This is a genomic window from Chryseobacterium sp. UF-290, assembly GCF_058245615.1.
Genome location: NZ_JBSICB010000010.1, coordinates 1 through 13,658, shown reverse-complemented (window position 1 = coordinate 13,658; position 13,658 = coordinate 1). Strand labels below are relative to the sequence as shown.

Below are 13,658 nucleotides of genomic sequence, written 5' to 3'. Positions count from 1 at the left end.
CGCCTATTGCAAATTTGCCTCCTGATTCATTTTACTTCAGAGCAGTTTTATCCGGTGAAATCCGCTGGAAGCTAATCAGCGTTTTCTTCTTTCTCACAATATCTACCAAGAACTGAACTGAAAATGTGAGAATGATATAAAATACGATCAGCAGTAATACATATTCAATTCCGTGCTGCCTGTATCCGAAAATCCCCTTTCCCCAGGAGATCAATATCCATTGGATCATATACATTGACGTTAAATTTCGACTGCAGTACTTCAGGATTCTGATAAACCCATTCTCCTTCACCTTTGAAGTGATACGGTCAATGATCCATAAAAAGATCAGGGTCCAGCCTGCAAAATAAATAACACCACCAGGCCCCATATGATAAAAACCGTTGTAATTATAGTCACCATAAATAAAAACCAAAGGTGCTCCAACAGCTATAAACAAAAGTCCTACATACAGCATATTTTTGAATAAACGGGTCCTGTCATGATTAAGCTCCAGATACCATTTTCCAAAAAACATCCCGATAATTATAAACGACATCCACGGAAAAACAGGGAAATACACATAAGCGGGATAATCGGTGCTAAAAAGAAGGTCAAAAATATAATTGATAACAGGATAGTCAATATTGATCCAGCTCACTTCCCTTGATACCAATGCAACTGATAAACCAATCGCCAGAATAACATATTTATTTTTCACATACTCTCTTATAAAGCCAACAAACAGTAAAGACATTCCTGCCAGCTGTAAAATATCTCCCAGCTGTACCAGATAAACATATTGCTGCTCTATCGGAGCATTCCATCCATATTTTTGAATAAAATTCTCCGGGGCAAATCCAAATATTACAGGGATCATGAATTTCATAAAATTCATAAAAAGGCCAGCTGCCAAAAGTAAACCGCCTCGCTTTAATGCACTTTTGAGACTTTGATGGCTGGAAGTCATAAATGTCACTCCCATACAGATCAGAAAAATAGAAGTTCCTCTGCCCAAAAAGACGATAAAACTACCAATAGCCGTTTCTGATTGCGATTTCACGTTCGCAAAGATGAGTAAGGTATGTATAATAATCATTCCTATAACACTCATTCCTTTTATTAAATCCAGTGCAAGAATTCTTTTATTTTGCTGTTCCATAATTTTTTAGTTTTTAACAGATGAGTTTTAATAGTACCATGACTTAAATATTGAAACTACCTGATGCTTTTTTTGTTGTTATATATATTTTTTTGTTAAACTGATTTTATAGCAGAATATCCCATATTACATGAAATCCTTATTTAACCGGTTTTTCGTGCATTTTTTATTTCTCTGTAATTTTATTTTTTAATTATTCTAAATAAAAACAAATATATAAATTAAAAACAAATAATTTATTTCCTTTATAAACTTTCATGAATTATCAATCATCCTATAACTTTTATAAAATTTACTGTGGAGTAATCAGGAAATGCAAGGGATATGATCCATATCAATTTTGAAAATACTTCAACATGAAAGCCCGACGGAATAATCTGTTGCCCAATAATATCTTTACATTAGCTTTTTGTAATTTAGATTGAAAAAAAAATTTCATCCCAGAAATAATGGATTCACATCTGGCAGAACATAAACTCCAATTTTAATAGTTTAAGAAATGATCGAAATAAAAAAAATTTCAAATCAAACAGAGCATTCTGAGCCCAGGAGAGTGATCAGATACACCCTGCTCTGGTGTAATAGCGGAAGCGCTGAAATTCTGATTGACGAAAATATCTTTATCATGAAAGCCGGCCAAGCTCTTACCATCACTTCAGGACAGTTTCAACAGATAAGATCCGTTGAAGGAGAACTTACAGCTCTTGATTTTTCTCTTGACTTTTTCTGTAAGAATGACAATGACATAGAGCTCATTTTTCACAACGGATTATTCTGCCATTTCGGGATGAATGAAGTAATAACGGTTCATCACCCTGGATTTTTTATGAAAACCCTCAACCTTATTGAAAAGGAAATTGAGGAAAAGCCTTATCAGTATCTGATCTCTGCACATTCTCTGGTAGAACTGCTATTAGTAGAAATCAATCGCAGCAAGATTGCTGACGGACATGAAATCTGGAAACCCGATGCCTTATTTTTAAAATTTCTGGAGAACGTCCGGGATAATTTCGAAAATAATTATCAGGTATCCCATTTTGCGGATATTCTGGCCACTACAGAAGCTAAACTGAATGAAGCCTCAAAACTTCACACCAATAAAACAGCCCAGAATGTCATTTATAGTCTCATTATTTCAGAAGCTAAAAGACTATTGCTTTACGAAAAATTAACCGTTAAGGAAATCGCTTACAAACTTGGTTTCAATGATCCTTTTTATTTTTCCAACTTCTTTAAAAAACATACTTCATACTCTCCGAAGGATTACCAAAAAGCAGTAAAGAGCTAAAATATTATATGCTTTTTCTGAAATTGTCTATTCTTTAGACAGCAGATTTCCCGGAATTTTGTACTTGTAATCAGCATCAAGAATCAGAAGTATGAAAACAAAACAGGACATCGCTGTCTTCCTATTAAGAATAGCATTATCAGCAGGATTTTTGTCAGCTACAGCAAGCCGGCTGAATCTTTGGGGAGCCCAATCTTCGGGCTGGAAAAATTATATTCAATATACTGCTGAAACGAATTCATTTTTACCACAGTCTTTTGCTCCCACTATTGCGGTATTATCCACCATTGCAGAGTTCACCATTGGAATTTCACTTCTCGTAGGATACCGGGTAAGAAAAGCCGCTCTTTGTGCTTCCTCCCTTACACTCCTGTTTTCTATTGCCATGAGTATTTCTTTTGGCTTGAAAGATCCTTTGGATTATTCAGTCTTTGTATTCAGTTCCGGAGCATTTTTGCTGAGTACTTTCTCTCATTACAAATGGACCATAGATCAACTTTTATCACAATAACAATTTAAAATGTATATCATGAACACAAACATCCACGACTACATCGTAAAAACAGAACAGAAAGAATGGCAGCCTTTAATTGAAAAAGGGATTCATTACCATGGGATTTTCGTAAAGTCTTTAAAATTTGATCCGGAGAAAAACCGGTCTACGACCATACTCCTAAAGTTCGAACCGGGAGCCAGCTATCCTTATCATAATCACCCGGCAGGTGAGGAACTTTTCATCCTGGAAGGAGATGCTTTGATTGCCGGAGCTACTCTGGAAAAAGGAGATTATCTGTACACACCTCCTGGTTTCAAACATTCAGTCAAATCTGAAAATGGCTGTATGATTCTTTTCGCAATTCCGGAAGAAGTGGAAATACTTTAATGATTATCCATTGAGCTTTCGAAATAAAAAACTCTTCCTTTTTTGGAAGAGTTTTTATGATATAAATCAAATAATATTATTGAACCACTTTAATACTATGATTTTGGCAGTTCCGGTGGACGCATCTTATACTTGTAGCTATTCAGGGTTTTTAAAAAGGCCACAATATCAAAAACTTCTTCATCTGTCAGATTAAGCTTTTCCACCATTCCCGATTTATGAGGAAACTTAGGATCATTGATCTGATCTCCTTTTGGAGTTTCCTTTCCCATTCCGGCATTGTACATCATTACAATATTGGCAAGCTCAGGGAAAAGTCCGTTGTGCATGTAGGGTTTATTCTCAGAAACCTCTCTCAATGTCGGAGTTTTGAACTTTCCTACATCTTCATTTTTCTGAGTTACCAAATACCTTCCCAGATCTTCATATTTCCTTCCATAATAGGTAAGCCCAAGGTTATGGAATTTCTGATCAGAGAAATAAGGTGTGTTGTGGCAATTGATACAATTCGCTTTTGTTCTGAATAAATGCAGGCCGTTCACTTCAGAATCCGTCAATGCATCTTTTGCCCCGGAAACGAATTTGTCAAACTTAGATGGCGGGCTGATCAGGGAACGTTCAAATGTTGCGATTGCTTTTGAGATCTTATCTTCTGTAATTTCCCCATTTCCGAAGGCTTTTACAAAGAAAGGCTTATAATCCTTTATTTTTCTGATATTCTTTACCGCCAGGGACATATGCAGGTTCATTTCCACCGGATTTTCTATAGGGGCCTTCACCTGCTCTTCCAATGTTGCTGCACGGCCATCCCAGAAAAAAGTTTTGGCGTATCCGATGTTCACCAAAGTAGGGGCATTTCTTGTTCCTGTCTGGCGGTCATGTCCAAAAGAAACCCTGCTTCCGTCAGACCACCCTATTTCAGGATTATGACAATTGGCACAGGAGATCTGTCCGCTCTTAGAAAGCCTCGGATCAAAGAACAGCATTTTCCCGAGTTCCATTTTATCTTCGGAATAGGGATTGTCCTCAGGAAATTTCATTTTAGGCAAAGGTCCGATATCCTGAAAACTTTCTTTAGCCTCATTGAATAAATGCGGAGCAGGCCATTTAGACTGATCTCCGCTGCTGTATAATGTACGCAGCTCTTCCACAGTATATCCTGTGGGATCATTAGAAGTATTACTCAATAAACATGCTATTCCGATGATGGCCAGAATAGCGAGATATCTGTCTTTCATTTCTATTTTAATAAAACACTCAGTTTTTTAAATGTATATTCTAAATTTTAATTGAAATGAGGTAAAGATAAAAAATGAGAATGCAATTCAGCATACTCATTTTTAGTTTCTATTACAAAAATAATTTATTTTTTAGTTAATATTTTGACCTGTATAAGGTTCAACAACATCGGTTGGGCTATTCTCATACCAACATCTCAAGTAATTCTGTGATGGCATTGAATTCGTTTGATAAACCATAGGACCTTTGTAAAGACCTGCTTCTGGGTCTACTGGTATCCAAAAGTATAAATCATCATTTAATATATCTTCTGATAAATAGTCCTTACCAACAAATCTTGGATCGTATATTGTAAGATCACTCGTATTGCAACCCCAAATTTCAAGGTAGCTTCCAATATATCGTTCACAATCAATATACCATTTAGTTGGTGAAAATCGTGAATTCGGATCACTAGATGAAATTTTATCTTTTACAAATAAAATCCCACCATCATTATAAGTATAAATATTTCCAACTTTAAGTGTATCGTAAATTTTTATATCACTTCCTCTTTTAACTTGTACTTTAAAACTCTTGTTAATCTTCACAGCTGAAATAATTGGAGGAGTATTTTCTTTTGTTTCTATTGAATCTATTTCCGAATTACATCCATAAATTATAAATGAGGAAATAAATGAGAGACTTAAAAATAATGAGATTTTCTTCATAGGTATTATTTTAATATAAGTCACAAATATACGAATTTATATGTAATAATTCTAAATAAAAATAACAACCTAGGTTCTTAAAATAAATTTAAACTAAATAAAACCTGTTGTGCATTTTGATTTAAAATGGAAATAATTGAAAATCAATACAAACAGAAAAGGCATAAAAAATAGCAAAATAATCATTAAGGCACAAAAAATCTAAGATTTTAATGTTTAGCGAATTTAGAAACTTTGTGCCTTTAAACATAACGTGCTAAAAATAAATACCTTGTGTTCTTGTGATTAATTTTTCAAAATGCACAACGGGTTAAATAAAATAATATAACTTTAGTGTTATGGCTTCAATACCATTATTTTTAATTCATTAACAGAGAAACCACCAATGCAAATAATATATTCTGTCATTTCTAAAAAATATATTAATATGTCCGTCAGAAATACCTTTTTCATCTTCTCTTAACTGAATAACCTGAAGCTTCCCTTCATAGTAAACATCCATAGTTCCCATATTTTTTATGACATTCAGAAATATCCTTTTGATATCATGAATGGTAGACTTAGCGTCTATTCTGATTCCTTTATACAATATATGGTTTCCCTTTAAAAACTTAAACTCATCTACCGCTACTTTCTGTTCATTATTTTCAAACCGTGAACCGCTTTTATATAAATATTTATCTTCCATTTCCTTACTTCCGTCTGAGTTTTCAAAAACATAGGAGCAGGGAGCTTCTTCTGACATCAGTCTGATGCTGTCGGCTTTTCCGAAAACTTTTTCAAATTCACTAAGGCTGAAGAGCCTTTTCAGCTGTCCATTAAATCGGATATCCTCTACTGACATGACTTCATTCAAAGTGTCTTTTTTAAACACCCGTAATCTGAGCGGTATCTTGTAAAGTTGTATCGGAATCCGATTCTGTCGTATGGTCCCGAACCTTATATTACTCTCCGGATTCCTTTTCTTTCTTGCAGTAGTACGGAAATAAAATAAAGAGTAATACGATTTAAAAATACTTCATAAATAAATTTTGCTTGCATGGTGTAAAATACCCCGACAGCATGATGAAAGTAACGAAATTTCAACGATATATTAGTGTCAGAGCAATTTAAATTTATGATGACTAAATTATAAAAACACAAATAAATAGCTGTTTTTCACATAAACCGTTTACGATATGTCCATCATTTATTATGCATCAACGTTAGCAAACAGTATTTAAGATCTTAAAATTTGTTAAAAATCCTTAGCATCACCACAGAAATTATACTTTTGTACCCTTATCGATTCATCTATTGAATTTGAAAATGATTCAAGCGAACAAATAGTTTATAATCTTTTAACACTATAAATTATGACGCAATCGTACGAAGTTATTTTCGAAAACAACAGAAAGTGGATAGAGTCTAAACTTTCTCAGAATCCGGACTTCTTTAAAGAACTTGCTAAAACGCAGGCACCCGAATATTTATACATCGGAGGCTCAGACAGCAGGGTAATGGCAGAAGAGATCATGGGAGTCAACCCGGGACAGGTTTTCATCCACAGAACCATTGGCAATATTGTCCATACATTGGATATGAACTCTACTGCAATCATTCAATATGCGGTGGAACATCTCAGGGTTAAACACATTATCGTATGTGGTCATTACCAATGTGATGGGGTGAAAGCGGCGATGACTTCTCAGGATTGGGGATTGCTGAATCCGTGGCTGAGAAATATCCGTGACGTGTACAGGTTACACCAGGCCGAATTAGACGCTATCAAAGATGAAGGTAAACGTTATGACAGACTTGTAGAGCTGAATGTTCTGGAACAATGCATCAACGTAACTAAAATGGCATGTGTGCAGGAAAGATATCTGATCGAGGAATATCCTGTGGTGCATGGGTGGGTGTTTGACCTTAGGACAGGGAGAATTATTGATCTGGAGATCGACTTCGAAAAAGTACTGAAAGATATCCAGAAAATCTACAATCTTACCGCGTCCAATTGGGTAATGAGCAGAAAAACTAAATAGTTTTTTTATTTAAAAGAATGTGAAATGAAATTCTGGAGTATTGTTACATTATTGTTCTTCCTAAACTTTACAGCGCTGCCGAGCATAGCTGCTGTTTTCGGTTGGGATAATTTAAGAACAAATGTAATCATGAACGAGGAAGAGGAACATTCTAACCCAACTTCTTTTACTGTTTTCGAAAAGGTACTTCCGAAAACTTTAGAAGTCTATGACTATCTTAAGTTTTTTGAACCTGACCTTAGTGGCAGGTCTTTTGTGCCGATAGATGATTCTTTTCATCTGTCCCCTTTATTACCTGTATTTTCTCCCCCTCCGGAAGCATAATTTTATAATAAGTTCATTTTAATACACTCCAATCCACATAATACTTACTTTGGAGAAAATAAATCCGGGATACACAATATTCTTTTCCCAACGTAAATATTGCCATCCCTTATTCTAAATGTATATTGTTTCCCAACACATCATCAATATTATTACTGTACAACAATAAAAAACCCGCAATAAAACATTGTTTACTACGGGCTTGATTTTATGATAATTAAATGTTAGTGTTTCTTACATTTATTATTTCACTTCTTCGAAGTCTGCATCCTGTACATCTTCACCTCCTGCATTGTTGTTACCTCCAGGATTTTGAGCTCCGGCTCCTGCATCAGCACCAGGCTGTTGACCAGCGGCATACAATTCTTCAGAAGCTGCCATCCATGCGGCATCTAACGCTTCAGTTTTAGCTTTTACATCATCAGCATTTTTAGCTTCGAAAGCTGTTTTCAATTCTCCGTGAGCTGCTTCGATCGCTGCTTTTTTGTCAGCAGAAAGCTTTTCACCGAATTCTTTCAGTTGTTTTTCAGTCTGGAAGATCAATCCGTCAGCTTTGTTGAAGATCTCAACTTCTTCTTTTCTCTTGGCATCAGCTGCAGAGTTTTCCTGAGCTTCTTTTTTCATTCTTTCGATTTCTTCGTCAGAAAGGCCTGAAGAAGCCTGGATTTTGATAGACTGCTCTTTACCGGTTCCTTTATCTTTAGCGGATACACTTAAGATACCGTTGGCATCGATGTCGAAAGTTACTTCGATCTGAGGAACTCCTCTTGGTGCCGGTGGAATATCTGTAAGGTCGAATCTACCGATCTCTTTGTTATCGTTGAACATAGGTCTTTCCCCTTGTCCTACTCTGATGCTTACAGCCGGCTGGTTGTCAGAAGCTGTAGAGAATACTTCAGATTTTTTAGTTGGGATCGTTGTATTCGCTTCAATTAATTTAGTGAATACAGAACCCATAGTTTCGATACCTAAAGAAAGCGGGGTAACGTCAAGAAGCAATACATCTTTTACGTCTCCTGTCAATACACCTCCCTGAATTGCTGCACCAATTGCTACAACTTCATCCGGGTTAACCCCTTTAGATGGTTTTTTACCGAAGAATTTTTCTACTTCTTCCTGGATGATCGGGATTCTTGTAGAACCACCTACTAAGATTACCTCATCAATATCAGAAGTGGATAAACCTGCATCTTTTAATGCTTTTGCAACCGGCTCCATAGATCTTCTTACAAGATCTGCAGACAATTGCTCAAATTTAGCTTTAGTTAAAGTCTTCACTAAGTGCTTAGGGCCTGTGGCTGTAGCTGTGATATATGGTAAGTTGATCTCAGTCTGTGGAGAAGAAGATAATTCGATTTTTGCTTTTTCAGCAGCTTCTTTCAATCTTTGAAGAGCAATAGCATCAGCTTTTAGATCTACCCCTTCCTCGGCTTTAAACTCTTCAGCCATCCAGTTGATGATCACATCATCGAAGTCATCACCTCCTAAGTGAGTATCACCATTGGTAGACAATACTTCAAATACACCATCTCCCAGGTCAAGGATAGAGATATCGAAAGTACCACCACCCAGGTCATATACCGCGATCTTCTGATCTTTATGGTTCTTATCAAGACCGTAAGCTAATGCTGCAGCTGTAGGCTCATTGATAATTCTTTCTACTTTAAGACCGGCGATCTCACCAGCTTCTTTAGTAGCTTGTCTCTGTGCATCGTTGAAGTATGCAGGAACAGTGATTACTGCTCTTGTTACTTCCTGTCCAAGGTAATCTTCAGCAGTCTTCTTCATTTTCTGAAGAGTCATCGCAGAAATTTCCTGTGGAGTATATTCTCTGTCGTCGATTTTTACTTTTACTGTATCATTTGGTCCTGCTACAACCTCATAAGGTACCCTTGAGATTTCTTTAGCATCTTCTTTAAAATGAGTACCGATAAATCTTTTGATAGAGTATACAGTTTTCTTTGGATTCGTTACAGCCTGTCTTTTTGCAGGATCACCAACTTTTCTTTCACCATCTTCTGTAAAGGCTACGATAGAAGGAGTTGTTCTTTTACCTTCTGCGTTAGGGATAACAACAGGGTCTTTTCCCTCCATTACAGCAACGCAAGAGTTGGTTGTTCCTAAGTCAATTCCAATTATTTTACTCATAATATTTTATATTTTTTCTAATTTTTAATTTTATTTACACTCTCAATTTCTCAATATCTGTACCATTCAAAAATTTGTGACAAAATGACAGAATAAAAATAAAAACCCCGGCTGTACCGGGGCTTATAGTATTGATTCAGAAAAGAATTACTTTCTTTTCGTCTTAAAAGAGGAAATGTCAGTTATTCTATTTTCATTACCCTTCTTTTTCCATTTCTTCATGAAGTTTCTCATAATCATCAGAATCAGCGTTATGCAATTCAATTCTAGTAATAAATTTTGCCATAATTTTAAATATCAAATTAGTAACAAAAATATTTTAACATTTTAAAATTATTTTACGAAAATCCGTAATTTATGAAACTTTTAAATAAATTAAATTGGTACATCATATCATTATCTAAAAAAGATATTATCATTATATTATATGGTCAATAAAGGTTATTGCCAGCTGAAAGAATATCCTGTTCAAACGGATTAAAATTAATCAAAGTTTAATCTAAGAAATAGGGGCTGAAACATTACGAATTATTATTTTTGATAAAATATACACATTTAGAATGTCATTACACTTTAATCCACGAGATATTACATGGCTTGCCTTTAACGAAAGGGTTTTACAGGAAGCTATGGACGAAAAAGTTCCTTTGCATTTAAGAATACGTTTTCTCGGAATTTTCTCCAACAACCTGGATGAATTTTTCAGAGTGCGTGTTGCCGGATTAAAGCGTGCCATGGATTTTAAGGAAAAGGTAATTGCTGAATCTTTTTACCAGCCACCTTCCAAGATTCTTCAGCGAATCAATGAGATTGTGATGAGACAGCAGCTGAATTTCGATAAAACCTGGAAAAATATCCTGGCTGAAATGGCTGATCATAAGGTTTTCATCAAGAGTTCAAAAAACCTGACCGCCAGACAGAAAGAATTTGTCAGACAATATTTTGATGAGGTGGTAGAATCTAATGTGATCCCTATCCTGCTTCATGAGAATACTCCCATGCCTTACCTGAGAGATAAAAGCCTTTATCTGGGGGTAGCGATGAGAAAAAAAGACTGGCAGTATTCCAGCAACTATGCCATTATTGAAATTCCGTCACGCTTTGTAGGAAGGTTTGTATTGCTGCCTACAGAAGATCCGGAAGAAAAAAATGTAATGCTTCTGGAAGATGTGATCACATTCAACCTACCGCATATTTTCTCTTATTTCGGATATGACGAATTTGCAGCCAATGCCTTTAAAGTAACCAAAGATGCTGAGCTGGACCTGGATAATGACATCAGAACCAACTTCGCAGAAAAGATAGAAAAAGGACTTAAAAACAGAAGGAAAGGAAAGCCTACCCGTTTTGTATTTGATAAAGATATGGATAAGGCCCTGCTGGAGCTTCTTATCAGAAAACTGAATTTAACAAAAAAAGACAGCATCATCCCGGGAGGAAAGATCCATAACTTCAAACATTTCATGGATTTTCCAGATGTTTTTGAGGCCTATGAAAGACCTGTAGAAAGAACATCATTTACCCACCAGGCCTTTGAGCATGGCGAAAGGATCACCGATGTTATTTTAAAAGAAGATGTCCTGCTTACCTTCCCTTATCATAAATACAATCCGGTCATTGACCTTCTCCGCGAAGCTGCAATGGATCCGGATGTAAAATCTATACAGATCACGGCGTACCGCCTGGCAAGCAATTCAAAGATCATCAATGCATTGATCTATGCGGCCAGAAACGGGAAGGAAGTAACCGTAATGCTGGAGCTTCAGGCAAGGTTTGATGAGGAATCCAACCTGGAATGGAAAGATATGCTGGAACCTGAAGGTATCAATGTTCTTGTCGGACTGCCCAACAAAAAAGTGCATGCCAAACTGTGCATCATCAAAAAAAGAGCCCACAACAAAACCATCCAATATGGATTTGTAAGTACCGGAAACTTCAACGAAAAGACCGCCCGGATCTATGGAGATCATTTGCTGCTGACTTCCGACCGTGGCATCATGGCGGATATCAATAAGGTTTTCAATGTTCTGAAAAAGCCTAAAGAAGATTATCTTCCGGTTCTGAAAACATGTAAGAATTTATTGGTTTGTCCTCAGTTTATGCGTGAAAAGATCGTTCACCACATCGAAAAAGAAATTGAAGAGGCTAAAGCAGGAAGAAAAGCAGAAATCATCGTCAAAGTCAACTCTTTGAGTGACAGAGCTCTGATCGAAAGGCTATATGATGCAGCGAAAGCCGGGGTCATTATCAGGCTAATCGTAAGAGGGATCTATTGTGCTGTCAATCAAAAGGATTTTAAAGAAAAGATAAAAGCCATAAGCATCGTAGACGAATATCTGGAACATGCAAGGGTAATGTATTTTTACAACAAAGGCACAGAAGATATGTATATTTCTTCCGCTGACTGGATGACCAGAAACCTGGACTACCGGATTGAAGCAGCCGCCAAAATCACAGACAAAAACCTTAAAAAAGAATTGAAAGAGATCCTGGACATTCAACTCAGAGATAACGTCAAAGCAAGGATATTAGACAAAAAACTGAGCAATGAATATATAAGAAATGATAAAAAAGAATGCCGTTCACAGATAGAAACCTATAAATATTTAAAAGCTAAAACCAACAAAAAATGAAGATAGCAGCGATAGACATAGGGAGTAATGCAGCCCGCCTTCTTATCAATGAAGTAAAAATCAATAATAGAAAACCTGAATTCATTAAGCTCAACCTGCTGAGAATACCGCTGAGATTGGGAATGGATGTTTTTACCATCGGAAAAATAGGTCCGGATAGAGAAAAAATGGTCATCGATTCCATGAAAATCTTCAGCGACCTAATGAAGATCTATAAAGTAGACCATTACAGGGCCTGCGCTACAAGTGCTATGCGTGATGCGGCCAATGGGAACGACATTATCAGGGAGGTTCAGGAAACATCCGGAATCAATATTGAAATCATTTCAGGAGACGAAGAAGCTACCCTTATCTATGAAAATCACGTAGCAGAAGGTCTCGATAAAGAATTTGCCTATTTATACATCGATGTGGGCGGAGGCTCTACCGAGCTTACCTTCTACGAAAACGGTAAAATGGTGTACGAAAGATCCTTCAATATAGGAACGATCCGCCTTCTCAACAATCTGGTTACTCTGGACAACTGGAAGGAAATGAAGGATGAGATCAAAAAAAATATCGTCACCAAAAAACCAATTGTAGCCATCGGGTCAGGAGGAAACATCAACAAAGTATTCTCCATGAGCAAGACCAAAGATGGTAAGCCCATGTCTTTATCTCACCTTAAGAAAGTCTATAAAGAATTTAATGAGCTTTCTGTAGAGGAAAGAATGACAAAACACAGCCTCAGAGAAGACAGAGCCGATGTATTGGTGCATGCCCTGAATATTTTCAACAATATCATGTCCTGGGCAGATATCAACCGCATCTTTGTACCGAAGATCTCTGTAGCAGACGGATTGATTCAAAATATTTACAGTCAGTTACAACATAAAAAATCATTGTAAAAAAAATAATTATTTAAACCGGACAGTCATTTGTCCGGTTTTCTTTTTTAAGAAGCTGCTATCCCTGCTTTCCATTATATTTTTATCTACTACTTTCAATCGCCATTGCAGGCAAAGCCAAGCAATCTCAATATCCTATTGAAACAATACATTCTCAGAAACAGCTCGTTACCCAAAATCAGCACTCTCTTTGATTTTAAGTTTCGGCTGAAACCAAATGGAAGATTTTTCATAGTAAAGGCGAACTAAAATCCTCTCCTGACTAATAGCTGTTATTTATATGGATTATAGATGCTTAATGATATTATCTTTTATCTTTTATCTTTTATCTTTTATCTTTTATCTTTTATCTTTTATCTTTTATCTTTTATCTTTTATCTT

General features: G+C 36.2%; 12 protein-coding genes. 7 read left to right on the top strand and 5 right to left on the bottom strand.

Annotation, left to right across the window (positions count from 1 at the left end):
- Positions 1 to 31 precede the first annotated feature (31 nt).
- Positions 32 to 1,141 (bottom strand): heparan-alpha-glucosaminide N-acetyltransferase domain-containing protein, encoded by a 1,110-nt coding sequence (locus AC4IF5_RS12845; protein WP_490735099.1) that lies wholly within the window; start codon positions 1,139 to 1,141, stop codon positions 32 to 34.
- 499 nt (positions 1,142 to 1,640) lie between these two features.
- On the opposite strand from AC4IF5_RS12845, the gene AC4IF5_RS12840 reads away from it, so the two are divergent.
- The 3 genes from AC4IF5_RS12840 to AC4IF5_RS12830 all read left to right on the top strand — a co-directional run bounded on the left by AC4IF5_RS12840 (position 1,641) and on the right by AC4IF5_RS12830 (position 3,312).
- Entirely contained in the window at positions 1,641 to 2,429 is a 789-nt protein-coding gene (locus AC4IF5_RS12840) for a helix-turn-helix domain-containing protein (protein ID WP_490735098.1), read from the top strand.
- Between the two features lie 91 nt (positions 2,430 to 2,520).
- Complete coding sequence (locus tag AC4IF5_RS12835; protein WP_490735097.1) at positions 2,521 to 2,940, top strand: MauE/DoxX family redox-associated membrane protein; 420 nt, start codon at positions 2,521 to 2,523, stop codon at positions 2,938 to 2,940.
- A gap of 18 nt (positions 2,941 to 2,958) precedes the next feature.
- Positions 2,959 to 3,312 (top strand): cupin domain-containing protein, encoded by a 354-nt coding sequence (locus tag AC4IF5_RS12830; RefSeq protein ID WP_490735095.1) that lies wholly within the window; start codon positions 2,959 to 2,961, stop codon positions 3,310 to 3,312.
- Between the two features lie 95 nt (positions 3,313 to 3,407).
- On the opposite strand, the gene AC4IF5_RS12825 is transcribed toward AC4IF5_RS12830, so the two are convergent.
- From AC4IF5_RS12825 to AC4IF5_RS12815, 3 genes are all read right to left on the bottom strand, one after another.
- Positions 3,408 to 4,550: a cytochrome-c peroxidase gene (locus AC4IF5_RS12825; RefSeq protein WP_490735093.1), complete on the bottom strand. Its 1,143-nt coding sequence runs from the start codon at positions 4,548 to 4,550 to the stop codon at positions 3,408 to 3,410.
- A 132-nt stretch (positions 4,551 to 4,682) separates the two neighbouring features.
- Positions 4,683 to 5,261: a hypothetical protein gene (locus tag AC4IF5_RS12820; RefSeq protein ID WP_490735091.1), complete on the bottom strand. Its 579-nt coding sequence runs from the start codon at positions 5,259 to 5,261 to the stop codon at positions 4,683 to 4,685.
- A 367-nt stretch (positions 5,262 to 5,628) separates the two neighbouring features.
- A complete protein-coding gene (locus AC4IF5_RS12815; protein ID WP_490735090.1) occupies positions 5,629 to 6,117 on the bottom strand; it encodes a hypothetical protein in 489 nt (162 codons plus the stop codon).
- Positions 6,118 to 6,616: 499 nt separating this feature from the next.
- Here AC4IF5_RS12815 and AC4IF5_RS12810 point away from each other — a divergent pair, with 499 nt between their 5' ends.
- Together AC4IF5_RS12810 and AC4IF5_RS12805 are read left to right on the top strand one after the other, a co-directional pair.
- Entirely contained in the window at positions 6,617 to 7,285 is a 669-nt protein-coding gene (locus AC4IF5_RS12810; RefSeq protein ID WP_490735088.1) for a carbonic anhydrase, read from the top strand.
- A 24-nt stretch (positions 7,286 to 7,309) separates the two neighbouring features.
- A complete protein-coding gene (locus AC4IF5_RS12805) occupies positions 7,310 to 7,609 on the top strand; it encodes a hypothetical protein (protein ID WP_490735087.1) in 300 nt (99 codons plus the stop codon).
- A 243-nt stretch (positions 7,610 to 7,852) separates the two neighbouring features.
- Here the strand turns inward: AC4IF5_RS12805 and dnaK are convergent, their stop codons facing one another.
- A complete protein-coding gene (gene dnaK / locus AC4IF5_RS12800) occupies positions 7,853 to 9,757 on the bottom strand; it encodes a molecular chaperone DnaK (protein ID WP_490735085.1) in 1,905 nt (634 codons plus the stop codon).
- A 560-nt stretch (positions 9,758 to 10,317) separates the two neighbouring features.
- Here dnaK and ppk1 point away from each other — a divergent pair.
- Both ppk1 and AC4IF5_RS12790 read left to right on the top strand, forming a co-directional pair.
- Entirely contained in the window at positions 10,318 to 12,390 is a 2,073-nt protein-coding gene (gene ppk1 / locus AC4IF5_RS12795) for a polyphosphate kinase 1 (protein WP_490735083.1), read from the top strand.
- Positions 12,387 to 13,277, top strand: coding sequence for a Ppx/GppA phosphatase family protein (locus tag AC4IF5_RS12790; RefSeq protein ID WP_490735081.1), 891 nt, complete (start codon positions 12,387 to 12,389; stop codon positions 13,275 to 13,277). Before ppk1 ends, AC4IF5_RS12790 begins: the two co-directional genes overlap by 4 nt.
- Positions 13,278 to 13,658 lie beyond the last annotated feature (381 nt).

Excerpts from the sequence above, each read along its gene's own strand:
- AC4IF5_RS12810 (WP_490735088.1), top strand. The coding sequence starts at position 6,617 with ATGACGCAATCGTACGAAGTTATTTTCGAAAACAACAGAAAGTGGATA.
- AC4IF5_RS12825 (WP_490735093.1), bottom strand. The coding sequence starts at position 4,550 with ATGAAAGACAGATATCTCGCTATTCTGGCCATCATCGGAATAGCATGT.
- AC4IF5_RS12840 (WP_490735098.1), top strand. The coding sequence starts at position 1,641 with ATGATCGAAATAAAAAAAATTTCAAATCAAACAGAGCATTCTGAGCCC.
- ppk1 (WP_490735083.1), top strand. The coding sequence starts at position 10,318 with ATGTCATTACACTTTAATCCACGAGATATTACATGGCTTGCCTTTAAC.
- AC4IF5_RS12790 (WP_490735081.1), top strand. The coding sequence starts at position 12,387 with ATGAAGATAGCAGCGATAGACATAGGGAGTAATGCAGCCCGCCTTCTT.
- AC4IF5_RS12845 (WP_490735099.1), bottom strand. The coding sequence starts at position 1,141 with ATGGAACAGCAAAATAAAAGAATTCTTGCACTGGATTTAATAAAAGGA.
- AC4IF5_RS12835 (WP_490735097.1), top strand. The coding sequence starts at position 2,521 with ATGAAAACAAAACAGGACATCGCTGTCTTCCTATTAAGAATAGCATTA.
- dnaK (WP_490735085.1), bottom strand. The coding sequence starts at position 9,757 with ATGAGTAAAATAATTGGAATTGACTTAGGAACAACCAACTCTTGCGTT.
- AC4IF5_RS12820 (WP_490735091.1), bottom strand. The coding sequence starts at position 5,261 with ATGAAGAAAATCTCATTATTTTTAAGTCTCTCATTTATTTCCTCATTT.
- AC4IF5_RS12805 (WP_490735087.1), top strand. The coding sequence starts at position 7,310 with ATGAAATTCTGGAGTATTGTTACATTATTGTTCTTCCTAAACTTTACA.
- AC4IF5_RS12830 (WP_490735095.1), top strand. The coding sequence starts at position 2,959 with ATGAACACAAACATCCACGACTACATCGTAAAAACAGAACAGAAAGAA.